This window comes from Antribacter sp. NEAU-D49 (assembly GCF_057158775.1).
Map to the genome: position 1 here is coordinate 245,958 of NZ_JBXTSN010000002.1, position 24,422 is coordinate 270,379.

Here is a 24,422-nt window from a genome sequence, read left to right on the forward strand (position 1 = left end):
GGTAGCGGGCGCGGCGCGGCGGGCGCCGCTGTCCGGCCTAGTGGAACTGGGCGGTCTCGGTGGAGCCGGCGAGGGCGAGCGTCGCGGCGTCCGGGTTGAGGGCCGTGGCCACGCGGTCGAAGTACCCCGTGCCGACCTCGCGCTGGTGCTTGGTGGCCGTGTAGCCGCGCTCCTCGGCAGCGAACTCGGCCTCCTGCAGCCGCACGTACGCCGACATCTGCTCCCGGGCGTAGCCGTGGGCGAGGTCGAACATCGAGTAGTTGAGGGCGTGGAAGCCCGCCAGGGTGATGAACTGGAACGAGAAGCCCATGGCGCCGAGCTCGCGCTGGAACTTCGCGATCGTCGCGTCGTCCAGGTGCTTCTTCCAGTTGAACGACGGCGAGCAGTTGTACGCGAGCATCTGGTCCGGGAAGTCGGCCTTGACGGCCTCGGCGAACGTGCGGGCGAGCTCGAGGTCCGGCGTGCCCGTCTCCATCCAGATCAGGTCCGCGTACGGCGCGTAGGCCTTGGCACGGGCGATGCACGGCTCGATGCCGTTGCGCACCTTGTAGAAGCCTTCGTTGGTGCGCTCGCCGGTGACGAACGGCTTGTCGCGGTCGTCCACGTCCGACGTGATGAGGGTCGCGGCCTCGGCGTCCGTGCGGGCGATGATCACGGAGGGCACGTCGGAGACGTCGGCCGCGAGGCGCGCCGCGTTCAGCGTGCGGACGTGCTGCTGCGTCGGGATGAGCACCTTGCCGCCGAGGTGGCCGCACTTCTTCTCCGAGGCGAGCTGGTCCTCCCAGTGCACGCCCGCGGCGCCGGACGCGATCATCGAGCGCATGAGCTCGTAGGCGTTCAGCGGGCCGCCGAAGCCGGCCTCGGCGTCGGCCACGATCGGCGCCAGCCAGTCGCGGGTGGGGGTGCCGTTCTCCTCGACGTCGATCTGGTCGGCGCGCAGGAGGGCGTTGTTGATGCGGCGCACGACCGCGGGCACCGAGTTGGCCGGGTAGAGCGACTGGTCCGGGTACGTCTGGCCCGAGAGGTTCGCGTCGCCGGCGACCTGCCAGCCCGACAGGTAGATGGCCTGGAGGCCCGCCTTGACCTGCTGCACGGCCTGGTTGCCCGTCAGGGCGCCGAGCGCGTTGATGTAGTCCTCCTCGTGCAGCTGGCGCCACAGGCGCTCCGCCCCCCGGCGGGCCAGCGTGTACTCCTCGCCGACCGAGCCCCGCAGCGCCACGACGTCCTCCGCCGTGTAGGTGCGCTCCACACCGGCCCAGCGGGGGTCGGTCGCCCAGGAGCGGCGCAGCTCGTCGGCCGTCTGCACCTGGTCGCCGGCGCGCTTGCCCGACGGCGTCCCGGCCGCCTCGGGCGCGGTCGTCGCCTTCTTCGGCTCCTCGGGGAGCGAACGACGGGTGACGATGGTGGGGGTGCTCATGGCGTGACCTCCTGGGTGAGGCACCCGGTGCGACCGGGTGGTGCGGAACGTCCGGCGGACCGCGTCAGCGGGGCCGTAGGACGACCATCCATCACGCCACAAGTCCCTCGCTAGGCAGTTGCATGCAGAAGATTCGGCAAACTTCTGCTGGACGGAAGCCATGGCGTATGTCACGCTCAGTCATGGCCATCTCGACGGAAAATCGTGGAACCGGACGAAATGCCCTCGTCTCGGGGGTGCGAGCCGGCGTGGTGCACCCGGGCGGGCGACCGGCGTCGGGCAGCGAGGCACCCGAGGCTGAGCCGGACGCCCTGACGATCGGGCGGCGCATCCGCCACCTGCGCACCGCCAAGGGCATGACGCTCGAGGAGCTGGCGAACGCCGTGGGCCGCGCGCCCTCGCAGGTCAGCACGCTGGAGAACGGCAAGCGGGAGCCCAAGTTCTCGCAGCTCCAGGCCATAGCCCGCGCGCTCGGAGCGAGCGTGGACGACCTGCTGTCGCCCGAGCCGCCGTCGCACCGGGACGCGCTCGAGATCGAGCTGGAGCGGGCGCAGCGCGGGCCGCTGCTCGCGTCGCTCGGCGTGAACGGCCTCCGGGTGGGCAAGTCGCTGCCCACGGAGGCGCTCGAGGTGATCCTCGCCCTCCACCGGGAGCTGGAGCGGCTCCACACCCAGCGGGCCGCCACGCCGGAGGAGGCGCGGCGGGCCAACGCCGAGCTGCGCGCGATGATGCGCGAGAGCGACAACTACCTGCCGCAGCTGGAGGCGGTGGCCAAGGGGCTGCTCGCCGACGTCGGTCACTCCGGCGGGCCGATGCCGCAGCGCGTTGCCGCCGAGATCGCCGAGCACCTCGGGTTCACCCTCCACTACGTGGGCGACCTGCCGCACTCCACCCGCTCGGTGATCGACACACGGCACCACCGCGTCTACCTGCCGTCGAACGGGATGCGCGGGCGGTCCAACACCCGGTCCGCGCTGCTCCAGGCGCTCGCGTCGCACGTGCTCGAGCACACCGAGCCGCGCGACTACGGCGAGTTCCTGCGCCAGCGCGTCGAGGCGAACTACCTCGCGGCCGCGCTCCTGGTGCCGGAGCGCACCGGCGTGAAGTTCCTGCGCGAGGCCAAGGAGACGCGGTCGATCGCCATCGAGGACCTGCGCGACACGTTCGCGGTGTCGTTCGAGACGGCCGCGCACCGGTTCACCAACCTTGCGACGCACCACCTCGGCATCCCGGTGCACTTCATGAAGGTCCACGAGTCGGGGATCCTGCACAAGGCGTACGAGAACGACGGCGTGAGGTTCCCCGCCGACGCGCTGGGTGCCGTCGAGGGGCAGCACGTGTGCCGGCAGTGGACGGCGCGCGTCGTGTTCGGGGTGGAGGACCGGTTCAACCCGTACGCGCAGTACACCGACACGGCGACGGGGACGTACTGGTGCACGTCGCGGGTGGAGGGCACGTCGGACGGGGCGTTCTCCGTCTCGGTGGGCGTGCCGTTCGCCCACGTGCGCTGGTTCCTCGGGCGCGACACCACGAAGCGGGCCACCTCGAAGTGTCCGGACGAGTCGTGCTGCCGGCGGCCCCCTGCCGCGCTGGAGGAGCGGTGGGGCGACTTCGCGTGGCCGTCCGCCCGGCCCCACGCGTCGATGCTGGCGGCGATGCCGGCGGGGGCGTTCCCCGGCGTGGAGACCACGGAGGTGTACCGCTTCCTGGACCGGCACGCGCCGGCGGGGGACTGAGGGGCGCACCTTCAGAGCTCTGCGAGGTTCACCGCCCGGGAGAAGCGGTGGTCAGATGCGCGCCGGACTGCTTCCAGAGTCGTCCACTGGGGCTTAGGCGGGCCTGGAAGCAGTTTGGCGTGCATCTCTCAGACGCTCAGCCGGGTGATCACCGCACGCACCTCAGCCCCGACTGTCCCGCGGCGGCGGAGGTGGTCGTACGTGAAGCGGAGCACCACGATGTTCCCGTCCGAGACCAGGTCATTCTGGCGTTGTGCGTCCCGGGTGCGGGCCTGTCGAGAGCTGTGGAACTCGTCGCCGTCGATCTCCACGACGAGCCAGCGGTTCCCCGGGAGGCACCACGCCAGGTCGGCCCGACCGAGGAACCGTCCACGATCGTCGAAGAACTCACGCTGGAGGTCGTGGGGCGGAACCCCGGCGTCGACGCACTCCAGCCTCGCGAAGGTCTCGAGCGCTGACTCGGCGCGGCCGTCAACCTCGGCGAACCACTGGTGAACGGCCTTCGCTCCGGGGCGACCGCGGAGCATGTCGTGCACCACCGGGAGGTCCTCGGGCTGGAGGCGGCCGGTGTTCAGAAGATGGTCCAGGACAGCCACCGCACGTTCTCGCGGCAGTGTGGGGAGCGCCTGGGCCAGCGCTACGAGGAGGGTCACGCATCGTCGGGACGCGTCGACGTCGTCCGGGCGCAGGGCATACCCACGGAGCCGGACGCCCGGGGCGACCCGTGTCGATCGCTTCCCGAGCAGCGCGGCCTCGGGCTCGATCCGCAGCGGTAGCCCCTGAACCCCCAGGAGGGCGAGGGCGCACTGACCGACGGCGACCGAGCTCGGCCCGCACGCGAGCAGCGCGATCCAGGCCGACCGTCTCCTGAGCCGGTCGAGCGTGCCAGGTTCCCGTCGCTCTGACGGTGGGCGCGGATCGGTGTCGTAGATGCCGTGGGTGACGCGTTGCCACCGTCCATGCGCGACAAGTCGGGACCGGCGCGCGCTGGATAGCCCGACCTCTGCGCACTGGGCAGAGGAGACGAGGCCCTCCTGGAGGGTCGCGAGGTCGAGCAGGGCCTGGGCGATCGGGGTCAGGGAGCGGATGCGCATCACCTGATCACAGCAGCGAGCGGGGCCCGACGGCTGGGCCGGCACCGGACCCTGTGGACGAGGACGCCAATCAGGCCCCTGTGGTCGGGGTCGCAGCCGCGGAACCTGGTCACGAGAACGCGCCAGACTGCTTCCAGGTTCGTCTACGGGTCGGTAGACGGCCCTGGAGGCAGTCTGGCGCGCGCCCCTCGGGGCTAAGGGGTCAGCAGCTCGTCACCAGGTCGAAGCGGCCGCCCGCCGACTCCTGGAGGGTCGTCACGGTGGTGTCGCCCTGGCCCAGGTAGTCGAGGGACCCGTTGGCGTAGTACGGGTTGTACGGGTTCACGCCGTAGGAGGTCGCGCGCCCGGCAGCCTTGTGGGCTGCGTTCGTCGCCGAGCCGCAGTACAGCCCGGGGGTCGGGGTGGGCGTCGGGGTGGGATCCGGCGTGGGCGTGGGCGTGGGCGTCGGCCCCGGCCCCGGCTCCCCGCTCCGGTCCACCCGCCGGTTGTTGTCGAAGAAGAAGTCCGTCACGTACGCCGGGTAGTTCACCGACGACGTCGTGACGTAGGAGCCGCCCGGCCCGCCGCCCGCGGGCCAGGCGTGGCCCACCCCGGAGTTGGCGATGAGCGAGACGCGCGGCCCGGAGGCGTCGGACCACAGGGTGCCCGTGCCCGCGAGGTTGGACCCCGCCAGCGAGGAGAGCGAGAACGACGACTGTGTCGAGGCGCCGTAGATCGACGCCATGACCTGGGCGTTGAGGGTGTTGTACCCGGGAGCGACGGTCGTGTCCGACGTCCCGTACACCACCGACGTGAGCTGCGTGGAGAACCCGGCGGTGTGCGTCCCGGCGAAGCGCGTGCACGTCGACTTCGCGGTCGAGGCGCTCACCGCCACCGACGAGATCTGCCCGGACGTGGTGCCCACGGTCGGCCCGGCGTTGATGCCGATCCCGGCGAAGACGTCGGGGGCGAGGCAGCCCATCACCATGGTCTCGCCGCCGCCGGACGACAGGCCCGAGAGGTACACCTGGTCGGGGTCGATGCCGAGCGAGGCGTCGGAGAGGAGCGACGTCACGAGCGCGAGCAGGTTGTCGTCGTGCCGGGAGGGCGACGTGCGCGAGTGGTTCGTGTCGTAGTAGTCCCAGCAGCCGAGGAGCACGCCGCCGCTCGGGGCCGCGGGGACGGCGACGACCATGCCGTACTGGTCGGCGGTGGCGGCCCAGTTGCCGCCGTTCTTGAGCACCGACGACGTCTGCACGCAGCCGTGCAGGTTGATCATCAGCGCCCGCCCGGCCGGGATCGCGGGGGCGGTGGACGGCGTGTAGAGCTCGACGGTCATGCCGCCGGCGGAGCGCTGGGACCAGGCGCCGGCCGCTGCGGCGGGCGCGCTGACGGCGACCGCCGGGAGCAGGAGCGCGAGGGACGTGGCGGCGGTGAGCAGACCTGCTGCTACCCGCCGGCTGGTGCGGACCATGGGGACCTCCTCGTTGAGGTGCGAAGTTGGCTGGACCTTAGGTGCAACCTGAATCACCTGTCAACGAAACGGGCACTTGACAGGAACCGGCCCGGAGGGACACCATTCCCAAAACCTGAATCGCCTCTCAGTTTCGAGGGAGCGACCACCCGACGAAGGGCAGATCATGCGGACGAGGAAGTCCCAGGTGCTGGCCGTCGCGGCCCTCACGGTCGCGAGCCTGGCGCTCGCGGCCTGCGCGCCGAGCGACACCACCGGCACCACCCCCGCCGGTTCCGGCGAGACCGCCGAGGCCATGCCGATCGACATCGGCATCATCTACTCGGAGTCCGGCGCGCTCGCGGCCTACGGCAAGGCCTACAAGGAGGGCTTCGAGGCCGGCATCGAGTACGCGACGGACGGTACCGGCGAGGCCGGCGGCCGCCCCCTCAACATCACCTTCCACGACGACGCGGGCGACCCCGACAAGGCCGTCACGCAGGCGAAGGACCTCATCGGCAAGGGCTACAAGGTGCTGGGCGGCACCGTCGTGTCGGGCGTGGCCCTCAAGCTCGCCGAGCAGGCCGAGCAGAACAAGGTCCTGTACGTCTCCGGTCCCGCGGCCGCCGACGCCGTCACCGGCATCAACCGCTACACGTTCCGGTCCGGCCGCCAGTCGCTCCAGGACGTCGCCACCGCGGGGACGTTCATCGACCCCGCAGGCGCCAAGATCGTCGTGTTCGCGCAGGACAACGCGTTCGGCCAGGGCAACCTCGCGGCAGTCGAGGCCGTCCTCGGTGCCCAGGGCGCCACGGTGACCAGCGTGCTGGTCCCGGAGGACGCCACCGAGTTCACGCCGTTCGCCCAGAAGATCACCGCCGAGCAGCCCGACCTGGTCTTCGTGGCCTGGGCCGGTGCCACCTCCGGCGCGATGTGGCAGGGTCTGGACCAGCAGGGCGTCCTCGACGCCACCACGGTGGTCACCGGCCTGGGCGACGTGTCGACCTACGGCGCGTACGGCGAGGCGGCGGCCAAGGTCAGCTACCTGAACCACTACTTCCCGGGCGCCGCGGGCACCGACGTCGAGAAGGCCATGCTGGACGCGGTCGCCGGCGCGGGCGGCACCCCCGACCTGTTCACGCCCGACGGCTTCGTCGCGGCCCAGCTGATGGTGCACGCGATCGAGGAGGGCGGCGACGACGTCGAGGCCATGGTCGACGCGCTCGAGGGCTACAGCTTCGAGGGCCCCAAGGGGACGACGACGGTCCGCGCCTCGGACCACGCGCTCGTCCAGCCGATGTACCAGGTGAGCCTGGTCAAGGACGGCGACACCTGGAAGCCGGAGCTCATCGAGTCCGTCGACGCCGACACCGTCGCGCCGGCCGAGGTGAAGTGACGTGACAGGAGGCGAGCCGACGGCGCTCGAGGTGCGCGGCCTGGGGCTGCGGATCGGCGGGGCGCGGATCCTGCAAGGGGTCGACCTGACGGTAGGGCAGGGTGAGCTGGTGGGGGTCATCGGACCCAACGGCGCCGGCAAGACCACGCTGTTCAACCTGGTCAGCGGGGTGCACCGGCCCACCGAGGGCCAGGTGCTGCTCGCCGGGCAGGACGTCACGGCGGCGCCGGTCGCCGCGCGCGCCCGCGCCGGGCTGGGCCGGACGTTCCAGACGTCCAGCCTGTTCCCGCGCCTGAGCGTGCTCGAGAACGTCCGGCTCGCCTCCCAGGGCCGCCTCGGCGGCGCCCTGTCGGTGCTGCGGTTCCCCCGGGGTGGCGACGTCGCCACCCGGGAGGCCGCCGAGCACCTCGCGACGGTGGGGCTCACCCACCGGGCCGACGCCGCCGCGGGCGACCTGTCCCACGGCGAGAAGCGCAAGCTCGAGATCGCGGTGCTGCTCGCGATGCGGCCGACGGTGGTGCTCCTCGACGAGCCCATGGCCGGCGTCGCGACGGCGGACGTGCCCGGGCTGTGCCAGGTCATCAAGGACCTGCACGGCACGGGGTGCACCGTCCTGATGGTGGAGCACCACATGGACGTGGTGCTCGGCCTGGCCGACCGCGTGGCCGTCATGCACCACGGCGAGCTCCTCGCCTGCGACACCCCGGAGAAGATCATGGCCGACCCGACCGTGCAGTCCGCGTACCTGGGGGACGTCGCATGAGCGGGCACAGCATGAGCGGGCCCGTCCTCAAGGTCAGGAACCTCTCCGCCCGCATCGCGGGCCAGCAGGTGGTCGAGGACGTGTCGTTCGAGGTGCCGGCGGTCGGCGTGACCGCCGTCCTCGGCCGCAACGGTGTGGGCAAGACCTCGACCCTCAAGGCGGTGCTCGGCCTGATCGAGCGCAAGGGCGAGGTGCTCGTCGACGGTGAGCGCGTCGACGGCGACCGCACCGACAAGATCGTGCGCCGCGGTGTCGGCTACGTGCCCGAGGACCGCGAGGTCTTCGCCGGTCTCACCGTCGCGGAGAACCTCCGGCTCGCCGAGCGCACCGGCGCCAACGGCACCAGCCCGGAGCGCCGCGAGCTCGTCGCCGAGCTGTTCCCCGACCTGGTCCAGCGCGCCGAGCAGCGCGCCGGCACGCTCTCGGGCGGCCAGCAGCAGATGGTCTCGCTCGCCCGGGCCCTCCTCAACGACAACCGCCTGCTCCTCGTGGACGAGCCCACCAAGGGCCTCGCCCCGAAGATCGTCGGCGAGGTGGCCGAGGCGCTCGCCCGCGCCGCCACCACCGTCCCGATCCTGCTCGTCGAGCAGAACCTGCAGGTCATCGAGCGGCTCGCCGACACGGTCGTGGTGATCGACGCGGGCCGCGTGGTCCACACGGGCCAGGCCGCCGACCTCCTCGGCGACCCCGACCGGATCCAGCGCCTGCTCGGCGTGCACGCCGGAGAGGAATCACTGTGAGCACCCTCGTCCTCCTGCTGGTCACGGGTCTGGGCCTCGGCGGCCTGTACTTCCTCGTGGCCTCGGGCCTGTCCCTGATCTACGGCCTGATGGGCGTGCTGAACTTCGCCCACGGCTCGTTCCTCACGCTCGGGGCGTTCGTCGGCGTCGGCGTGGCACGCCTCGTCGGCACCGACACGTGGGCCGGCCTGGCCCTCGCCCTCGTGGTGGGGGCCGCGACCGGCGCGGCCGCCGCGGCCCTCACCGAGCTCGGCCTGATCCGCCCGCTCTACGAGCGGCACATCGAGCAGGTGCTCGTCACGGTCGGCCTGTCGCTCGCGACCGTCGCCCTGTTCGAGGGCATCTGGGGCCCCGACGCGCAGTACCTCACCGGCCCGGCGTGGCTCGAGTCCACCACCACGCTCGCCGGCGCCCGGATCCCCAACGTCGCCTTCGCCACCTTCGTGGCCGGAGCCCTCGTGCTCGCGGGCATCGTGCTCTTCCTCAAGCACACGCGCTACGGCCTCATCATCCGGGCCGGCGTGGAGAACCGCGCCATGGTGACGGCCCTCGGCATCGACGTGCGCCGCGCGTTCACGCTGGTCTTCGCCGTGGGCGGCGCGGCGGCCGGCCTGGGCGGCGTGCTCGCCGCCCAGTACTTCGGCTACGTGTCCCCGCACCTGGGCGGCAACCTGCTCATCTTCGCGTTCATCGTCACGGTGATCGGCGGCCTCGGCTCGCTCACGGGAGCCGCGGTGGCGTCCGTCGTCGTCGCGGTGCTCCAGCAGCTCACCAACTACTACCTCGGCTACGGCGACCTGGTCGTGGTGCTCCTGCTGGCCGTCGTGCTGCTGGTGCGCCCCTCCGGCCTGCTCGGGAGGAAAGCATGACCCGCACCCGCTGGATCCGCCTCGCCGCCGCCCTCGGCGGCCTCGTCCTGGTCGCGTGCCTCCCGCTGCTCGCGATCAACGTCCCGGGCGTGCTCCCCGGTCCCACCTACACGCCCGGCGCGCTCCAGCTTCTCGCCCTGTGCTGGCTGACGGCGGCGCTCGCCCTGAGCTACCACCTCCTGTTCGGCGTGGTGGGCCTGATGAGCTTCGGGCACGCGCTCTACTTCGCGGCCGGCGTCTACGGACTCGCGATCGTGCTGGAGCGCACCGACCTCCCGCTCCTCGGGGCCGCCGCGGTGGTCCTCGCGGGCGGCGTGCTCCTCGCCAACGTGCTCGGTGCCATCTCGCTCCGCGTCACCGGCATCTCCTTCGCCATGGTCACCCTCGCGTTCGCCCAGGCGGGCAACGTCCTGGTGCGCCGCAACCCCGGCGACCTCACCGGCGGCGAGGAGGGGCTCGCGCTCGAGACCCAGCACGTGCCCGACGCCCTCGTCGGCGTGGTCAACACCCGGAACCTCTACTGGCTGGCGCTCGCGGTCCTCGTGGTGGTCTACCTCGTGGTGCTCTGGATCGAGCGCTCGCGGGCCGGCCACGTGGCTGCCGCCGTCCGGGAGAACGAGCTGCGCGTGCGCGTCGTCGGCGGGCGGCCGTACGCCGTGAAGCTCCTCGTCTTCGTCCTCGCCGCCGCGCTCGCGACGGTCGTGGGCATGGCGTACCTGCTGCTGCAGTCGGGGGCGGTGCCGCGGGCGTCGTCGTCGGAGTTCACCCTGACGCTGCTGGTCATGGTGGTCCTGGGTGGCGTGGGCTCCCGCTGGGGGGCCATCGTGGGGGCCGTGCTGTACACGATGCTGGACCAGCGGCTCGGCGAGCTCGCCGGGTCCGAGGCCGTCGAGGCCCTGCCGGCCGTGCTCCGCGTCCCCCTGTCCGAGCCGATGTTCCTCCTCGGGGCGTGCTTCATCCTCGTGGTGATGTTCGTCCCGGGCGGCCTCGCCGGGGCGGCGGGCCGGCTCACCCGGGCGGGCGCCGCCCGAACCGCGGGGCCGGGGCGGCGGACGGTGGCCGCGTGAGCCCCGACGGCCTCCACACCCTCGGCCGCTGGACGCGCGACCGGGCCCTGGCCACGCCGGACCGCGTCGCCGTGGACGACCGCGGCGTCACGCTGCGCTACCGCGACCTGCACGACCGGGCCACCGCCCTGGCGCGGCGGTTCCGGGAGGCGGGCTACGGCGTCGGCGACCGGGTCGCGACCGTGACCGGCAACAGCGCCGACCAGGTGGTCCTGTTCTTCGCCTGCGCGCAGGCGGGCCTGGTGCTCGCGCCGCTGTCGTGGCGGCTGACGCCCCGGGAGCTCGCGGCGCAGCTCGACCAGGCCGACCCGGCCCTGGTGCTGGTGGAGGAGGAGTTCTCCGCGCTCGCCTCGGCGGCGCTCGAGCGGCTGCCCCTGCCGCCGCTCCGCACCGAGCTGGGGCGCAGCGGCGTGGAGGCGCACGTGCCGCGCCCCACGCGCCGGCCCGGGTCGGGCGACCTACCCCCGGTCCGCGAGGTGCGCGACGACGACCCGCTGCTGCTCGTCTTCACCTCGGGGACCGGCGGCAACGCGCGCGGCGCGCTGCTCACCCACGCCAACTGTTTCTGGACCAACCTGTCGTTCTCGCGCACGGCCGAGCTGAGCAGCGCCGACGTGGTGCTGTCGGTGCTGCCCCAGTTCCACGCGGGCGGCTGGAACATCCAGCCGCTCCTGGCCTGGTGGACCGGCGCCACGGTGGTGCTGGAGCGCACGTTCGAGCCCGAGCGGGTGCTCCAGCTCGTCGCCGAGCGTCGCGTGACCACGATGATGGGCGTCCCCACCAACTACGTGCTGCTCGCGGAGCACCCGGGCTTCGCCGACGCCGATCTGTCGTCGCTGCGGCACGCCGTGGTCGGCGGGGCCCCGATGCCCGAGCCGCTGCTGCGGGCCTGGTACCGGCGGGGCGTGCAGCTCACGCAGGGCTACGGCCTCACCGAGGCGGGCCCCAACGTGCTCTGCCTGCCCGACGACGTGGCCCGCACCCACGTGGGCTCCGCCGGCGTGCCCTACCCGCACGTCGAGGTGGCCGTGGCCGACCCGGTCACGGGCGAGCACCTCGACGGGCCGGCCACCGGCGAGCTCCTGGTGCGCGGGCCGGGCGTGTTCGCCGGGTACTTCCGCGACCCGGAGGCCACCGCTGCGGCGTTCGCGAACGGCTGGCTCCGCTCGGGCGACCTCGTGGAGCGCGACGCCGACGGCTACTACCGCGTGCTCGACCGGCTCAAGGACGTGTTCATCACCGGCGGCGAGAACGTGACGCCCGCAGAGGTCGAGGCGGTGCTCCGGCGCCACCCCGGGGTGGCCGACGCCGCCGTGGTGGGCGTCCCCGACGAGCGCTGGGGCGAGGTGGGGCACGCGTTCGTGGTGCCCCGGCCCGGCCGGGTGACCGATGCCGAGGAGCTCGAGGCGTTCTGCCGCCGCGAGCTGGCGGGCTTCAAGGTGCCGCGCTCGTTCGACTTCGTACCCGACCTGCCGCGCTCGTCCCTGCACAAGGTCATGCGCGCCGCGCTCGCGCCCGGCGCGCCCCAGACCCAGACCACTACCCCGGAGGAGGCCCGGTGACCGACCCGAAGCCAGTGCCGCGCACCACCAAGGGCACCCGCACCCGCGGGCGCATTCTCGCCGCGGCCGAGCAGGTGTTCGCCGAGCTGGGGTTCCACGACGCCTCGATCGTGAAGATCACCGAGTCGGCGGGCGTAGGCCAGGGCACCTTCTACCTGTACTTCCACAGCAAGATCGACGTGTTCGACGAGGTCGTGGAGGACCTGAACCGCCGGGTGCGGCACGCCATGATCGAGGCGTCCTCGCGCGCCACGAACCGGATCGACGCCGAGCGTGCGGGGTTCGCGGCCTTCTTCGCGTTCACCGCGGAGCACCCGGCGCTGTACCGGATCGTGCGGCAGGCGGAGTTCGTCTCGCCGGGCGCCCTGCGCAAGCACTACACCAACATCGTCGAGGGCTACATGACCGGCCTCGCGAAGGCGCGCGCCGAGGGGCAGATCGGTGACATCGACCCGGAGGTCGCGGCCTGGGCCCTCATGGGCATCGGCGAGATCGTGGGCATGCGCTGGGTCCTGTGGGGAGACGACGTCCAGCCCGGCGGGCCGACGTCGACCCTGCCGCCCGAGGTGTTCGAGCAGGCGATGCGCTTCATCGAGCGGGCGCTCGCGCCCGAGGGGGAGAACCGATGACCATGACCACCACCCACTCGTACACCGGTGTCGACGTGCCGGTGGCCGGCGGCGCGCTGCGCGTCGGCGTGTGGGAGCCCGAGGCGGCGTCGGCGTCCGACGTCCCCACCGTGCTCGCCGTGCACGGCATCACCGCCTCGCACCGGGCGTGGCCCGCGGTGGCGGCGGCCCTGCCGGGCGTGCGCGTCGTCGCGCCCGACCTGCGCGGCCGCGGCCGCAGCAACCACCTGCCCGGCCCGTTCGGGATGGGGGCGCACGCCGACGACCTGGCGGCGGTGCTGAAGGCCGTGGCTTCGGGCCCGGTCGTGGTGCTGGGCCACTCCATGGGCGGGTTCGCGTCCGTGGTGCTGGCGCACCGCTACCCGCACCTGGTGTCGCGCCTCGTGCTGGTCGACGGCGGCCTGCCGCTGCCGCCGCCCGCCGGCCTGCCGGAGGGCGCCACCCACGAGGAGGTGCTGCAGGCGCTGCTCGGCCCCGCGGTCGAGCGGCTGGGGCGCACCTTCCCCTCCCGGGAGGCGTACCGGGACTTCTGGCGGGCGCACCCCGCGTTCGCCGGCGCCTGGGACGACGTCGTCGAGGGGTACGTCGACTACGACCTCGTCGAGACCGGGGCGGGCCTGCGGCCCGCGACGAGCCCGGACGCCGTCGCGCACGACTCGCTCGACCTCTACGAGGGCGGGCCCCTCATGGAGGCCCTGCTCGGCCCCGACCCGGTGCGCGCGCCGATCACGCTGCTGCGTGCGCCGCGCGGGCTGCTCGACGAGCCGGGCGGGCTGTACCCCGCGGCCGCGGTGGCCGATTGGACCGGGCGCCTGCCCGGGCTGGTGGTCCGCGAGGTCGCGGACGTCAACCACTACACGATCATCATGTCCCCGCCCGGCGTGGCCGCCGTGGCGGAGGAGATCTCGACGGTCGAGGAGGACCGATGAGCCAGAACCTCGATCGCCCGGTGAACCTCGCGGGCCGCAGGGCCCTCGTCACCGGCGGCGCGAGCGGCATCGGCGCGGCCTGCGTGCGGGAGCTCGCCGCACGCGGCGCGCACGTGACGGTGGCCGACGTCGTCGCGGAGCCCGCCGAGCGGCTCGCCGCCGAGGTGGGTGGCGAGGCGTGGGTGGTGGACCTGTCCGACACCCGGGCCCTCGACGGGCTCCGCCTCGACGCCGACATCCTGGTGAACAACGCCGGGATCCAGCGGGTCAGCCCGGTCGAGGACTTCGACCCGGAGGACTTCCGGCTGATCCACCGCATCATGCTGGAGGCTCCGTTCCTGCTGGCCCGGGCGGTGCTGCCCGGCATGTACGCGAAGGGCTGGGGCCGGGTGGTCAACCTGTCCTCGGTGCACGGTCTCGTGGCGTCGCCGTTCAAGTCGGCGTACGTCTCGGCCAAGCACGGCCTGGAGGGCTTGTCGAAGGTGATCGCCCTCGAGGGCGGCGAGCGCGGGGTCACGAGCGTGTGCATCAACCCGGGCTACGTGCGGACCCCGCTCGTGGAGAAGCAGATCGCCGCCCAGGCGAAGGTGCACGGGATCCCCGAGTCGGAGGTGGTGGCGAAGGTGATGCTCGCCGAGTCCGCGGTGAAGCGGCTCGTGGAGCCGGAGGAGGTGGCGTCCCTGGTGGGGTGGCTCACGGGGCCGGACGCTGCCATGGTGTCAGGGGCGTCCTGGACGATGGACGGAGGATGGAGCGCGCGATGACTGGACTGGACAAGGTGGTGGCCTCCGCGGCCGAGGCGGTCGCGGACATCCCCGACGGCGCGTCGCTCGCGGTGGGCGGGTTCGGCCTCTGCGGCAACCCGATCGCGCTGATCGAGGCCCTGCTCGCGCAGGGTACGCGCGACCTGTGGGTGGTCTCGAACAACTGCGGCGTCGACGACTGGGGCCTCGGCGTCCTGCTCGGCGCCGGCCGCATCCGCAAGATGACCTCGTCCTACGTGGGGGAGAACAAGGAGTTCGAGCGGCAGTTCCTCTCGGGGGAGCTGGAGCTCGAGCTCACGCCGCAGGGCACGCTCGCGGAGAAGCTCCGGGCGGGTGGCGCCGGCATCGCTGCCTTCTTCACCCGCACGGGCGTGGGCACGCAGGTCGCCGAGGGCGGCCTGCCCCAGCGGTACGACGGCGCCGGCGGCGTCGCCGTGGCCTCGTCGCCCAAGGAGGTCCGGTCGTTCGGCGGGGCCGACTACGTGCTGGAGGACGCGATCTCGACCGACTTCGCCCTGGTGCACGCCGAGAAGGGCGACCGGCACGGGAACCTCGTGTTCAACAAGTCCGCCCGCAACTTCTCGCCGCTGGCCGCGATGGCGGGGCGGCTCTGCGTCGCGCAGGTCGAGGAGCTGGTGGAGCCGGGCGAGCTGGACCCGGACCAGGTGCACCTGCCCGGCGTGTACGTGCACCGTGTGGTCGAGGTGGGCCGCGACATCGAGAAGCGGATCGAGCGGCGAACCGTACGAACGAGCGGGGAGGGCTGAGCGATGACGCTCACGCGACAGGAGATGGCCGCGCGCGCCGCGCGCGAGCTGCAGGACGGCTGGTACGTGAACCTCGGCATCGGCCTGCCGACGCTCGTGCCGAACTACGTGCCGGCCGACCGGCACCTGGTGCTGCAGTCGGAGAACGGGATCCTCGGCGTAGGCCCGTACCCCACCGAGGACGCCGTGGACCCCGACCTGATCAACGCGGGCAAGGAGACGGTCACCGTGCTCCCGGGCGCGGCGTTCTTCGACTCGGCGCTGTCGTTCGGCATGATCCGCGGCGGCAAGATCGACGCGGCGGTGCTGGGCGGCATGCAGGTGTCGGCCTCCGGTGACCTGGCCAACTGGATGATCCCCGGCAAGATGGTCAAGGGACCGGGCGGGGCGATGGACCTGGTGCACGGCGCCGGGCTGGTCATCGTCCTCATGGAGCACACGGCGAAGGACGGCTCGCCCAAGATCCTGCGCGAGTGCTCGCTGCCGCTCACCGGGCGTGGCGTCGTGGACCGCATCATCACGGACCTCGCGGTGATCGATGTGACGCCGGACGGCCTGGTTCTCCGCGAGGTCGCGCCGGGCGTCTCGGTCGAGGACGTGGTGGCGGCGACCGAGCCCGACCTGGTGGTGCCCGGCGACGTGGTCGTCACGCCCGGGGCCGGTGCGGCGTGACCCGCGCGATCGAGCACGCGGAGATCGCCACGTCCCGCGGGCAGGAGCACGTGCGCCGGGTCACCGTCGACGGCGCGCCGCGGGCCACCGTCCTGCTCGTGCACGGCAACTGCTCGTCGTCGGCGTTCTGGGACCCGGTCCTGCGCGCGCTGCCCGACGACGTCGCGGGCGTCGCCGTCGACCTGCGCGGGTACGGAGACTCCGAGCCCCGGCCTATCGACGCGACCCGGGGCGTCCGTGACTTCGCGGACGACCTCGAGGCGCTCACGGGCCACCTCGCCCCGTCGCTCGACGGCGGCCCGCTGGTCGCCGTCGCCCACTCGGCCGGCGCGGCGGTGGTGCTGCAGGCGGCGACGGACCACCCCGACCTGTTCGCCGGCATCCTGCTCGAGGCGCCGATGTCGCCGTTCGGGTTCGGCGGCACGCACGGTCCGGACGGCACCCCGAACGCGCCTGACTTCGCCGGGTCGGGCGGCGGCACCGCGAACCCGGACTTCGTCGCGGCGATCGCCGCGGGCGACCGGTCGGACGGCCCGGGCTCGCCGCGCGACGTGCTCCGCCGCTTCTACGTGGCCGACCCGGCGTCGCTCGGCGACGACGAGGAGGCCCTGCTCGACTCCGTGCTGAGCACGCGGACGGGCGACGACTTCTACCCGGGCGACACGACGTCGTCGGACACCTGGCCGTTCCTGGCGCCCGGGACGCGAGGGATGAACAATGCGATCTCCCCGAAGTACTGCGACGTCTCGGGGTTCGCGCGGAGCGGCGCGACCGCGCCGGTGCTGTGGGTGCACGGGGCGGTGGACGCGATCGTGTCCGACGCGTCGGCGCTGGACCTCGCGCAGCTCGGCGCCCTCGGCGTGGTCCCGGGCTGGCCAGGGGCCGACGCCGCGCCGGCGCAGCCCATGGTGGCGCAGACCCGTGCGGTGCTGGATCTTTATGCGGCGGCCGGGGGGTCGTACCGTGAGGTAGAGCTACCCGGTGTGGGCCACAGCCCCCACCTGGAGGCTCGCGAGGAGTTCGTGTCGATGCTGATAGGCCTCGTGGACGAGGTCTCCGGACCGGAGGAGAGCTGATGAGTGCCGACGACGTGGTGGTCGTCTCCGCGGCGAGGACGCCGCAGGGCCGCATGCAGGGCTCGCTGGCGGCGCTGTCCGCCGCGGAGCTGGGGTCGGTCGCGGCGCGCAGGGCGCTGGAGGTGGCGGGGCCCGTCGCCGCCGACGTGGACGCCGTGATCTTCGGCCAGGTGATCCAGGCCGGTGCGGGGCAGAACCCCGCGCGGCAGACGGCGATCGGCGCCGGCATCCCCTGGAGCGTCCCGGCGATCACCATCAACAAGGTGTGCCTCTCCGGGCTCACCGCGGTGATCGACGGCGCCCGGCTGCTGCGCACGGGCGAGGCGCGCGCCGTGCTCGTGGGCGGCCAGGAGTCGATGACCAACGCTCCCCACCTCCTGCCGGGGGCGCGGGGCGGCCTGGGCTACGGATCAGCCACGATGCTCGACGCCACCGCCCACGACGCCCTGACGGACGCGTTCGACAGCGTGTCCATGGGGGTCTCCACCGAGGGCCACAACACCGGCGAGGTGTTCGTGTCGCGCGAGGAGCAGGACGCGATCGCCGCGGAGTCGCACCAGCGCGCCGCGAAGGCCTGGGCCGACGGCGCGTTCGACGCCGAGCTCGCGCCCGTGTCGGTGCCGCAGCGCCGCGGCGAGCCCGTCGTGGTCGCCACCGACGAGGGCGTGCGGCCCGACACCAGCGTGGAGACCCTCGCCCGCCTGCGGCCGGCGTTCGCGAAGGACGGGACCGTAACGGCGGGCAACGCGTCGCAGATCTCCGACGGCGCGGCCGCGCTGGTGCTGACCACGCGCGGGCGGGCCGAGGCGGCGGGCGTGCCGGTGCTGGCCACGGTGCGGTCCGCGGGCCAGGTGGCCGGGCCCGACACGTCGCTGCACTCGCAGCCCGCCCGGGCCGTCGAGGCCGCGCTGGACCGCGAGGGCTGGACCGTGGCCGACCTGGACCTCGTCGAGATCAACGAGGCCTTCGCGGTGGTCGTGGCCGTGTCGGCGCGCGCCCTCGGCGTTCCGCTGGACCGCGTGAACGTGCACGGCGGCGGGATCGCGCTGGGCCACCCGGTGGGGGCGTCCGGCGCGCGGATCGCCGTGCACGCCGTCCACGAGCTGGCCCGGCGGGGCGGGGGCCGTGCCGCCGTCGCGCTGTGCGGCGGCGGCGGGCAGGGCGAGGCGCTCCTGCTGGAGGCGTAGGTCTCCCGAAGGCCGCGAGGAGCCTAGTGCTCCTCGCGGTCCTTCTCGTCGCCGATCCGCACCAGCACGGAGTCGGCCACGCCGTCGAGGTTCATGTCCTCGCTCCGGGCTGTCCGGGCGTCCCAGCGCAGCGTGACCGCGCCGAGCACGGCGGCCAGCACCGAGGCGCCCAGGATCGCGGCCTTGGCCCCGGCCGTGTGCTCGGAGCCGTGCTCGAACGAGAGCTCGGCGATGAGCAGCGACACCGTGAACCCGATCCCGGCGAGGAAGCCGACCGGCAGGAGGTCGCGCACGCCGAGGCCGTCCGGGAGCCGCAGCGGCGTGAGGCGCGTGAGCAGCCAGGTGGCGCCGAGCACGCCCACGAGCTTGCCGAGGATCAGCGCGACGGCGATCGCGATCACGACCGGCTGGCCGAGGACCGCGCCGAGCCCGCCGCCCTCGGTCAGCGACACACCGGCGGCGAAGAAGGCGAAGATCGGCAGGGCGAGGCCGCTGGACACCGGCCGCAGGTCGAACTCCATCCGGTGCACGCGCGTGTCGTCCTCGCCCCAGATCGCGGTGGCGGGCACGACGAAGCCGAGGAGAACACCGGCGATCGTGGCGTGGATGCCCGATGCGTGCATGAGCGCCCAGGTCACCAGCGCGACGGGGACCAGCACGTACCAGAGGTTGCGGCGGCGGCGGACCAGCCAGGCGAACAGGGCGACACCCACGAGCGCCGCACCGAGCGGCAGCCAGTGGATCTCGCTCGTGTAGAAGATCGCGATGACGACGATCGCCAGCAGGTCGTCGACCACGGCCAGGGTCAGCAGGAAGGTGCGGATCGCGACCGGCAGGCCCTTGCCGAACACTGCGAGCACCGCGAGGGCGAACGCGATGTCGGTGGCGGTCGGGATCGCCCAGCCGTGCATGGCTCCCTGGTCCCCGAGGCCGAGCAGCACCGCGACGTAGATCGCGGCGGGCAGCGCCATGCCACCCACGGCGGCGAGCATGGGCACGCCTGCCTGCCTGGGGCTCCGCAGCGACCCGGCCACGAACTCGTGCTTGAGCTCGAGGCCTACCACGAAGAAGAAGATGGCGAGGAGGCCGTCGGCCGCCCAGGCGGTGAGCGGCAGGTCGAGGTGGACGTGCCACGAGCCGAGGTAGGCCGGGCCCACCACGGTCTGCGACAGCGCCTGGTAGCTCTCCCACCACGGCGAGTTGGCCCATACCAGCGCGATCACGGCGGCGCCGATGAGGAGCGCTCCGCCGGTGGTCTCACGCGTCACCCACGTGCGGGTGCGGCGCCGGGCGCGCTTCACCGCGTCGAGCGTGGGGTGGGCGGAGGGCTGAGGGGTGTGCGACGAGGCCACGTGGTCTCCAGTCCGAGAGCGAAGCAGCGGCGTGAAGGGTCCACGCCGCGACGCCGACCAGACTTCCCGGCACACCTGGGAGCAGTCTACCGGGGCGGTGCCCCCTTCCGGCGCGTCAGCCCTCGAGGTCGCGGGTCATCTCCAGGAGGCGGGTCACCGTGTTCCAGTTGCGGCCGGTCAGCATGGTCCCGGCGGCCTTGTCGAGCACGTCCGCCGTGAGGCGCGACGTGCCGATCCCGTCGGCGTAGTGCACGTAGACCACGTTCTCCGCGACGGCGATCCGCTCGCGGCCGGGGTGGCGCAGGTCGAGCCGGGCCATGCCGGCCTCGTCCACCGGCCCGAACGGCACGTGCGCCTGGAGGTGGGACGGGTCGTCCCGGGCCGCGGCCGGGAACGGGTTCTCCCGGACGACCGCAGCGAGGCGTGCCGCGGAGAGGGCGACCGCCGGCACATCCAGGCCCAGGCGGGTGGTGAGGCCGTCGTGCACGAGGCGAGCGACGTCGTCGGGCGCCGTGGCTCCCGACGTGCCCGGCGTGACCACGAGGTTGCCGCTGGTGAGCAGCGTGCGGACGTCGGCGAGGCCGGCGTCCTGCGCGGCGCCGCGCAGGTCGGCGGCGGGGACGCGCCGGTGGGGGCCGAGGTTGACCCCGCGGAGCAGTACGACGAAGGCACTCATGTTTTCATCCTGCCGCAGGCAGGGGACGCCGCGCACGACCGCCGTCGAACCGTTATCACCAGTTGACTTGACCCGTTCTTGGGTATTTGGTCAAGGTGTTACCAACATGTGAACAGTTGGTGACATCTGCGACGCGCCGGTGTCGAGGTCTGGCAATGATCCGGGTGCGCGCGTAGTTTCGCGAGCAGGGGCGACACCCAGTCGTCCTACGGGAGGCCAACCTTGGAGTATCTGCTCCGTGCAGGAGGGCCGGCCCCGGCTCTGCGGCACGTGGCTGTGCCCGGGACCGGTCGCCCGCCCCACGTTCGACGCTGAGGCGTCGGAGGGAGTCCTGCTGTGGTCTCTTTCGCAACCAGCCCCACGCCCGTGACCGCGACCGCCGAGCCCGGTGGCGCGGACGGCGACAGGCGGACCTTCGTCATCGACACCTCTGTCCTGCTGAGCGACCCCCGCGCCATGTTCCGCTTCGCCGAGCACGACGTCGTGCTGCCCGTGGTGGTGATCACGGAGCTCGAGGCCAAGCGGCACCACGCCGAGCTGGGGTACTTCGCCCGCAGCGCGCTGCGGCTGCTCGACGACCTGCGCGTCAAGCACGGGAGGCTCGACGCGCCGGTGCCGGTCGGTGACGCGGGCGGCACCCTCCGCGTGGAGCTGAACCACATCGACCCGACGGTGCTGCCGGCCGGGTTCCGGCTGGGCGACAACGACACGAGGATCCTCTCCGTGGCCGCCAACCTGGCGGCCGAGGGGGCCGTGGTGACAGTGGTGTCCAAGGACCTGCCGATGCGCGTCAAGGCCTCGGCCGTGGGGCTCGCGGCCGAGGAGTACCGGGCCGAGCTCGCGGTGGACTCGGGCTGGACGGGGATGCGCGAGATCGACATCGCCGACGAGCAGATGGCGGCCCTCTGGGAGGAGGACTCGCTCGAGCTCGCGTCGCTCGACCCCGCGGTGGTCGAGGCCACCGGGCCGCTCGTGTGCCACACGGGGCTGGTGGTGCACTCGCCGCGCGGGTCGGCGCTGGGCCGCGTGACCGCCGACAAGCGGGTGCGGCTCGTCCGGGGCGACCAGGACGTGTTCGGGGTGCACGGGCGGTCGGCCGAGCAGCGCATCGCGATCGACCTCCTGCTCGACGAGGAGATCGGCATCGTCTCCCTCGGCGGCCGGGCCGGGACCGGCAAGTCGGCGCTCGCGCTGTGCGCCGGGCTCGAGGCCGTGATGGAGCGCGGCAAGCACCGCAAGGTCGTGGTGTTCCGCCCCCTGTACGCGGTGGGCGGTCAGGAGCTCGGCTACCTGCCCGGCAACGAGTCCGAGAAGATGAACCCCTGGGCGCAGGCCGTGTTCGACACCCTGGAGGCGCTCGTCTCGAAGGAGGTCGTGGAGGAGGTCATCGCCCGCGACATGCTCGAGGTGCTGCCCCTGACCCACATCCGCGGGCGCTCGCTCCACGACGCGTTCGTGATCGTGGACGAGGCGCAGTCGCTGGAGCGCAACGTGCTGCTCACGGTCCTGTCCCGCATCGGGCAGAGCTCGCGGGTGGTACTCACCCACGACGTGGCGCAGCGCGACAACCTGCGGGTGGGCCGGCACGACGGCGTCGCGGCCGTCATCGAGGCCCTCAAGGGGCACCCGCTGTTCGCCCACGTGACCCTGACGCGGTCCGAGCGCTCGCCCGTGGCGGCGCTCGTCACCGAGATGCTGGAGTCGCTGGAGGTCTGAGAACGGCTGACGCCGGTGGCGCGCCTCACCAGGCGTGCCACCGGCGTCGGGCCGGGTCCGATGGGCGAGGCCCGCCGGACGGGAGGGTCAGGCGGTCGGGGCGGCCTCGGCGGGGGCCGGGGCCTCCTCGCCCTCCTTGGCGGCCGCGAGCAGCAGGGCAGCGGCCACGCCCGCGCCGACGACGGCGACGGTCGCGACGGTCGCCGCGATGGCCACCTGGGTGGCGACGGTGGCGAAGCCGAAGTCGCTGCCCGCGATCTCCTCGGCGCGGTCCTCGGCGGCCTTGCGGTTCTCCTTGCCGACCACCCCGGCCACGAGGCCGGAGCCGTGCAGCAGGGAGATCAGCGTCGCCGTGCGCTCGTCGGGCTCGGCGCCGTCCACGAGGACGCTGCGGAGCGTGGCGCGCAGCTCGGTCTCGTGGGCCGAGTCGGCGGCCGGCCAGCGCGTGACGGGGAGCATCGCGAAGAGCTTGCTCTCCTTCTTCTCCAGGATGCCGCGCTCGGCCAGGCCCGCGAGGAGGTTCTCCTCCGCGTCCTTGGCGATGGCCTCGACGACGGCCTGCGCCTTGCCCTCCGTGGCCAGGACGGCCTGGAGCGCGGCGTCGAGCGCCACGTGGCCGGTGGGGTCGTTGTTGGTGACGCGGATGTAGGCGTCGAGAGCCTTCTTGCGCTCCTCCTTCGTGGCGCCGGCCTCGGGCCCGCCCTTGACGAGGGTGCGGTTCGCGGCGGCGAGGTCGGCGAGGAGGGCCCCGGCGAGGCGGACGCCGAGGTTGTCGACGCTGGCGGTCTTGCCCGTCTCGTCGTCGACGGACAGGAGCAGGAGGTCTTCAGCAATCAGCATGGCGGGATCGTATATCCGGCAAGGGAGACAGGAGTAACTTGTCCGTCCCGCGGGAACGGCTCACCCGCGGCCCGGGCCGGCCAGAGCGTCCTCGTGCAGCCGGCCGTCCTCCAGGCGCAGCACCCGGTCGGCCAGGGCCATGAACGTGGGGTCATGGGTCGCGACCAGGGCCGTCATGCCCTCGGCCTCGACCACACCGCGCAGCAGCGCCATCACCGCGAGCCCTGTCTCGGAGTCGAGCTGGCCCGTGGGCTCGTCGGCGATCAGCAGCTGGGGCGAGGTGGCCAGCGCCCGGGCGATCGCCACCCGCTGCTGCTGCCCGCCCGACAGCTCGCCGGGGCGCTGGTCGGCGTGTCCGCCGAGCCCGACCAGGTCGAGCAGGAGCCGCACCCGGGCCTCGCGCTCGGCCACCGGCGTGCCGCGCAGCCGCAGCGGGACGCCCACGTTCTCTGCGGCCGACAGCGTCGGCACCAGGCCGAACGACTGGAACACGAACGCGACCACGTCGCGGCGCAGCGTGTCGAGCCCGCGCTCGTCGAGCGACGACACCTCCCGCCCCGCGACGTGGACGCTGCCCTCGTCGGGCCGGTCGAGACCGCCCACGATGTTGAGCATGGTCGTCTTGCCCGAGCCCGACCGTCCCACGACGGCCACGAGCTCACCGGGCCGCACCTCGAACGACACCCCTTCGAGCGCACGCACCGCGGCGTGCCCGCGCCCGTACGTGCGGCGCACGTCCCTCACCCGCACCAGCGGCTCCGACGTCGTCATCAGCTCTCCCTCCCGGACCGGACCGTCACCTGGTGCTCCTCGAGCGCGAGGCGCACGCGCCCCACCAGGTCCAGCGCCTCGCGGTACTCGCGCGGGAGCTGGACCCGGCCGGCGCGGTCGAGCACCGCGAACTCCTCGGCCACGGTGTGCTCCGTGCCGTCGTCGTGCGTACGGGTGCTGCGCAGCACCTCCGAGCTGGTGCGCCCGTCGCGGATCGCGACGGTGCGGCGCACGTGCTCGCTCACCCCGGGGTCGTGCGTGACCACCAGCACCGTGGTGCCGAGCTCGGTGTTGACCGACCGCAGCGCCCCAAGCACCTCGGCCGACGTGGTCGTGTCGAGCTCGCCCGTGGGCTCGTCCGCCAGGAGCAGCGCCGGGCTGTTCGCCAGGGCCACCGCGATGGCGACGCGTTGCTGCTGCCCGCCCGAGAGCTGCCCGGGCCGCCGGTGCGCGCAGTCGCCGACCCCCAGCACCTCCAGGAGCTCCGTGGTGCGGGCGGCGCGCTCCCGCCGGGGAACCCCCGCCACCGACTGCGGGAAGTCGACGTTCTGCTCGGCCGTGAGGTACGGGACGAGGTTCCGTGCGGTCTGCTGCCAGACGAAGCCCACCGACTGCCGCCGGTAGGTCACCCGCTGGGCACGCGTCATGGCGGCCAGGTCCCACGGGCCCACCCGTACCCGGCCCGCCGTCGGCACGTCGAGGCCCGACAGGATGCCCAGCAGCGTCGACTTGCCCGAGCCCGAGGCCCCGACGACGGCGACCAGCTCGCCCTCCTCGACGAGCAGGTCGAGGCCCTGCAGCGCCTGCACCTCGATCCCGTCCGACTGGTAGATGCGCACCAGGCTGTCGCACACCACGAGCGCACCGTCGCCGAACACACCCTCTGCCCGGCCCGGCTCGGTCCTGGTCGTCTCTGTCGCCGTCCCGCTCACGTCCGCCTCCTCGTCCGGCCCCACCTGTGGATTCG

General features: G+C 73.1%; 23 protein-coding genes. 15 read left to right on the forward strand and 8 right to left on the reverse strand.

The features are described 5' to 3' along the window. Window positions 1–37: 37 nt before the first annotated feature. The gene (gene aceA / locus AC060K_RS02885; protein ID WP_483763943.1) at window positions 38–1,417 is read right to left on the reverse strand and encodes an isocitrate lyase; all 1,380 of its coding nucleotides are present in this window, start codon (window positions 1,415–1,417) and stop codon (window positions 38–40) included. Between the two features lie 182 nt (window positions 1,418–1,599). Here aceA and AC060K_RS02890 point away from each other — a divergent pair, with 182 nt between their 5' ends. Then, on the forward strand, window positions 1,600–3,153 hold the full coding sequence (locus AC060K_RS02890; RefSeq protein WP_483763944.1) for a helix-turn-helix domain-containing protein: 1,554 nt from the start codon (window positions 1,600–1,602) through the stop codon (window positions 3,151–3,153). A 128-nt stretch (window positions 3,154–3,281) separates the two neighbouring features. Here the strand turns inward: AC060K_RS02890 and AC060K_RS02895 are convergent, their stop codons facing one another. Next, a complete protein-coding gene (locus AC060K_RS02895) occupies window positions 3,282–4,247 on the reverse strand; it encodes a type IV toxin-antitoxin system AbiEi family antitoxin domain-containing protein (RefSeq protein WP_483763945.1) in 966 nt (321 codons plus the stop codon). Between the two features lie 202 nt (window positions 4,248–4,449). Next, the gene (locus AC060K_RS02900) at window positions 4,450–5,700 is read right to left on the reverse strand and encodes an extracellular catalytic domain type 1 short-chain-length polyhydroxyalkanoate depolymerase (protein WP_483763946.1); all 1,251 of its coding nucleotides are present in this window, start codon (window positions 5,698–5,700) and stop codon (window positions 4,450–4,452) included. Between the two features lie 166 nt (window positions 5,701–5,866). Here AC060K_RS02900 and AC060K_RS02905 point away from each other — a divergent pair, with 166 nt between their 5' ends. From AC060K_RS02905 to AC060K_RS02965, 13 genes are read left to right on the forward strand one after another with little or no spacing between them, the layout of a single operon-like run. Then, complete coding sequence (locus tag AC060K_RS02905) at window positions 5,867–7,075, forward strand: substrate-binding domain-containing protein (RefSeq protein ID WP_483763947.1); 1,209 nt, start codon at window positions 5,867–5,869, stop codon at window positions 7,073–7,075. A gap of 1 nt (window position 7,076) precedes the next feature. After that, a complete protein-coding gene (locus AC060K_RS02910; protein WP_483763948.1) occupies window positions 7,077–7,838 on the forward strand; it encodes an ABC transporter ATP-binding protein in 762 nt (253 codons plus the stop codon). Continuing rightward, window positions 7,835–8,578 (forward strand): ABC transporter ATP-binding protein, encoded by a 744-nt coding sequence (locus tag AC060K_RS02915; RefSeq protein ID WP_483763949.1) that lies wholly within the window; start codon window positions 7,835–7,837, stop codon window positions 8,576–8,578. Before AC060K_RS02910 ends, AC060K_RS02915 begins: the two co-directional genes overlap by 4 nt. Beyond that, a complete protein-coding gene (locus AC060K_RS02920) occupies window positions 8,575–9,447 on the forward strand; it encodes a branched-chain amino acid ABC transporter permease (RefSeq protein ID WP_483763950.1) in 873 nt (290 codons plus the stop codon). Before AC060K_RS02915 ends, AC060K_RS02920 begins: the two co-directional genes overlap by 4 nt. Then, complete coding sequence (locus tag AC060K_RS02925; RefSeq protein WP_483763951.1) at window positions 9,444–10,514, forward strand: branched-chain amino acid ABC transporter permease; 1,071 nt, start codon at window positions 9,444–9,446, stop codon at window positions 10,512–10,514. Before AC060K_RS02920 ends, AC060K_RS02925 begins: the two co-directional genes overlap by 4 nt. After that, window positions 10,511–12,076, forward strand: a complete 1,566-nt coding sequence (locus AC060K_RS02930; protein WP_483763952.1) for a class I adenylate-forming enzyme family protein — start codon at window positions 10,511–10,513, stop codon at window positions 12,074–12,076. The genes AC060K_RS02925 and AC060K_RS02930 overlap by 4 nt, the downstream gene beginning before the upstream one ends. Further along, on the forward strand, window positions 12,073–12,705 hold the full coding sequence (locus AC060K_RS02935; RefSeq protein WP_483763953.1) for a TetR/AcrR family transcriptional regulator: 633 nt from the start codon (window positions 12,073–12,075) through the stop codon (window positions 12,703–12,705). Before AC060K_RS02930 ends, AC060K_RS02935 begins: the two co-directional genes overlap by 4 nt. Beyond that, window positions 12,702–13,634, forward strand: a complete 933-nt coding sequence (locus AC060K_RS02940) for an alpha/beta hydrolase (protein ID WP_483763954.1) — start codon at window positions 12,702–12,704, stop codon at window positions 13,632–13,634. Before AC060K_RS02935 ends, AC060K_RS02940 begins: the two co-directional genes overlap by 4 nt. Further along, window positions 13,631–14,398: a 3-hydroxybutyrate dehydrogenase gene (locus AC060K_RS02945; protein WP_483763955.1), complete on the forward strand. Its 768-nt coding sequence runs from the start codon at window positions 13,631–13,633 to the stop codon at window positions 14,396–14,398. Before AC060K_RS02940 ends, AC060K_RS02945 begins: the two co-directional genes overlap by 4 nt. Continuing rightward, on the forward strand, window positions 14,395–15,165 hold the full coding sequence (locus AC060K_RS02950) for a CoA transferase subunit A (RefSeq protein WP_483763956.1): 771 nt from the start codon (window positions 14,395–14,397) through the stop codon (window positions 15,163–15,165). Before AC060K_RS02945 ends, AC060K_RS02950 begins: the two co-directional genes overlap by 4 nt. Window positions 15,166–15,168: 3 nt before the next feature. Beyond that, complete coding sequence (locus AC060K_RS02955) at window positions 15,169–15,837, forward strand: CoA transferase subunit B (protein WP_483763957.1); 669 nt, start codon at window positions 15,169–15,171, stop codon at window positions 15,835–15,837. Beyond that, entirely contained in the window at window positions 15,834–16,913 is a 1,080-nt protein-coding gene (locus AC060K_RS02960; protein WP_483763958.1) for an alpha/beta fold hydrolase, read from the forward strand. The genes AC060K_RS02955 and AC060K_RS02960 overlap by 4 nt, the downstream gene beginning before the upstream one ends. Then, entirely contained in the window at window positions 16,913–18,100 is a 1,188-nt protein-coding gene (locus AC060K_RS02965; RefSeq protein ID WP_483763959.1) for an acetyl-CoA C-acetyltransferase, read from the forward strand. The genes AC060K_RS02960 and AC060K_RS02965 overlap by 1 nt, the downstream gene beginning before the upstream one ends. Before the next feature lie 23 nt (window positions 18,101–18,123). On the opposite strand, the gene nhaA is transcribed toward AC060K_RS02965, so the two are convergent. Next, window positions 18,124–19,452 (reverse strand): Na+/H+ antiporter NhaA, encoded by a 1,329-nt coding sequence (gene nhaA / locus AC060K_RS02970; protein WP_483763960.1) that lies wholly within the window; start codon window positions 19,450–19,452, stop codon window positions 18,124–18,126. 115 nt (window positions 19,453–19,567) lie between these two features. Beyond that, window positions 19,568–20,128: a DUF1697 domain-containing protein gene (locus tag AC060K_RS02975; RefSeq protein ID WP_483763961.1), complete on the reverse strand. Its 561-nt coding sequence runs from the start codon at window positions 20,126–20,128 to the stop codon at window positions 19,568–19,570. Window positions 20,129–20,584: 456 nt separating this feature from the next. Here AC060K_RS02975 and phoH2 point away from each other — a divergent pair, with 456 nt between their 5' ends. Beyond that, window positions 20,585–21,844 carry an RNA 5'-3' helicase PhoH2 gene (gene phoH2 / locus AC060K_RS02980; RefSeq protein ID WP_483764048.1) on the forward strand — a complete coding sequence of 420 codons (1,260 nt, stop codon included), beginning with the start codon at window positions 20,585–20,587 and terminating at the stop codon, window positions 21,842–21,844. 87 nt (window positions 21,845–21,931) lie between these two features. Here the strand turns inward: phoH2 and AC060K_RS02985 are convergent, their stop codons facing one another. From AC060K_RS02985 to AC060K_RS02995, 3 genes are read right to left on the reverse strand one after another with little or no spacing between them, the layout of a single operon-like run. After that, window positions 21,932–22,684, reverse strand: a complete 753-nt coding sequence (locus AC060K_RS02985) for a GOLPH3/VPS74 family protein (RefSeq protein WP_483763962.1) — start codon at window positions 22,682–22,684, stop codon at window positions 21,932–21,934. A gap of 60 nt (window positions 22,685–22,744) precedes the next feature. Then, complete coding sequence (locus AC060K_RS02990) at window positions 22,745–23,455, reverse strand: ABC transporter ATP-binding protein (RefSeq protein WP_483763963.1); 711 nt, start codon at window positions 23,453–23,455, stop codon at window positions 22,745–22,747. Beyond that, window positions 23,455–24,387 (reverse strand): ABC transporter ATP-binding protein, encoded by a 933-nt coding sequence (locus AC060K_RS02995; RefSeq protein ID WP_483763964.1) that lies wholly within the window; start codon window positions 24,385–24,387, stop codon window positions 23,455–23,457. Before AC060K_RS02995 ends, AC060K_RS02990 begins: the two co-directional genes overlap by 1 nt. Window positions 24,388–24,422 lie beyond the last annotated feature (35 nt).

What these genes read in the sequence shown, in the direction of transcription:
- aceA (WP_483763943.1), bottom strand. Translation starts at nt 1,417, where the DNA reads ATGAGCACCCCCACCATCGTCACCCGTCGTTCGCTCCCCGAGGAGCCG.
- AC060K_RS02890 (WP_483763944.1), top strand. Translation starts at nt 1,600, where the DNA reads ATGGCCATCTCGACGGAAAATCGTGGAACCGGACGAAATGCCCTCGTC.
- AC060K_RS02895 (WP_483763945.1), bottom strand. Translation starts at nt 4,247, where the DNA reads ATGCGCATCCGCTCCCTGACCCCGATCGCCCAGGCCCTGCTCGACCTC.
- AC060K_RS02900 (WP_483763946.1), bottom strand. Translation starts at nt 5,700, where the DNA reads ATGGTCCGCACCAGCCGGCGGGTAGCAGCAGGTCTGCTCACCGCCGCC.
- AC060K_RS02905 (WP_483763947.1), top strand. Translation starts at nt 5,867, where the DNA reads ATGCGGACGAGGAAGTCCCAGGTGCTGGCCGTCGCGGCCCTCACGGTC.
- AC060K_RS02915 (WP_483763949.1), top strand. Translation starts at nt 7,835, where the DNA reads ATGAGCGGGCACAGCATGAGCGGGCCCGTCCTCAAGGTCAGGAACCTC.
- AC060K_RS02925 (WP_483763951.1), top strand. Translation starts at nt 9,444, where the DNA reads ATGACCCGCACCCGCTGGATCCGCCTCGCCGCCGCCCTCGGCGGCCTC.
- AC060K_RS02940 (WP_483763954.1), top strand. Translation starts at nt 12,702, where the DNA reads ATGACCATGACCACCACCCACTCGTACACCGGTGTCGACGTGCCGGTG.
- AC060K_RS02945 (WP_483763955.1), top strand. Translation starts at nt 13,631, where the DNA reads ATGAGCCAGAACCTCGATCGCCCGGTGAACCTCGCGGGCCGCAGGGCC.
- AC060K_RS02950 (WP_483763956.1), top strand. Translation starts at nt 14,395, where the DNA reads ATGACTGGACTGGACAAGGTGGTGGCCTCCGCGGCCGAGGCGGTCGCG.
- AC060K_RS02955 (WP_483763957.1), top strand. Translation starts at nt 15,169, where the DNA reads ATGACGCTCACGCGACAGGAGATGGCCGCGCGCGCCGCGCGCGAGCTG.
- AC060K_RS02965 (WP_483763959.1), top strand. Translation starts at nt 16,913, where the DNA reads ATGAGTGCCGACGACGTGGTGGTCGTCTCCGCGGCGAGGACGCCGCAG.
- AC060K_RS02975 (WP_483763961.1), bottom strand. Translation starts at nt 20,128, where the DNA reads ATGAGTGCCTTCGTCGTACTGCTCCGCGGGGTCAACCTCGGCCCCCAC.
- phoH2 (WP_483764048.1), top strand. Translation starts at nt 20,585, where the DNA reads ATGTTCCGCTTCGCCGAGCACGACGTCGTGCTGCCCGTGGTGGTGATC.
- AC060K_RS02985 (WP_483763962.1), bottom strand. Translation starts at nt 22,684, where the DNA reads ATGCTGATTGCTGAAGACCTCCTGCTCCTGTCCGTCGACGACGAGACG.
- AC060K_RS02990 (WP_483763963.1), bottom strand. Translation starts at nt 23,455, where the DNA reads ATGACGACGTCGGAGCCGCTGGTGCGGGTGAGGGACGTGCGCCGCACG.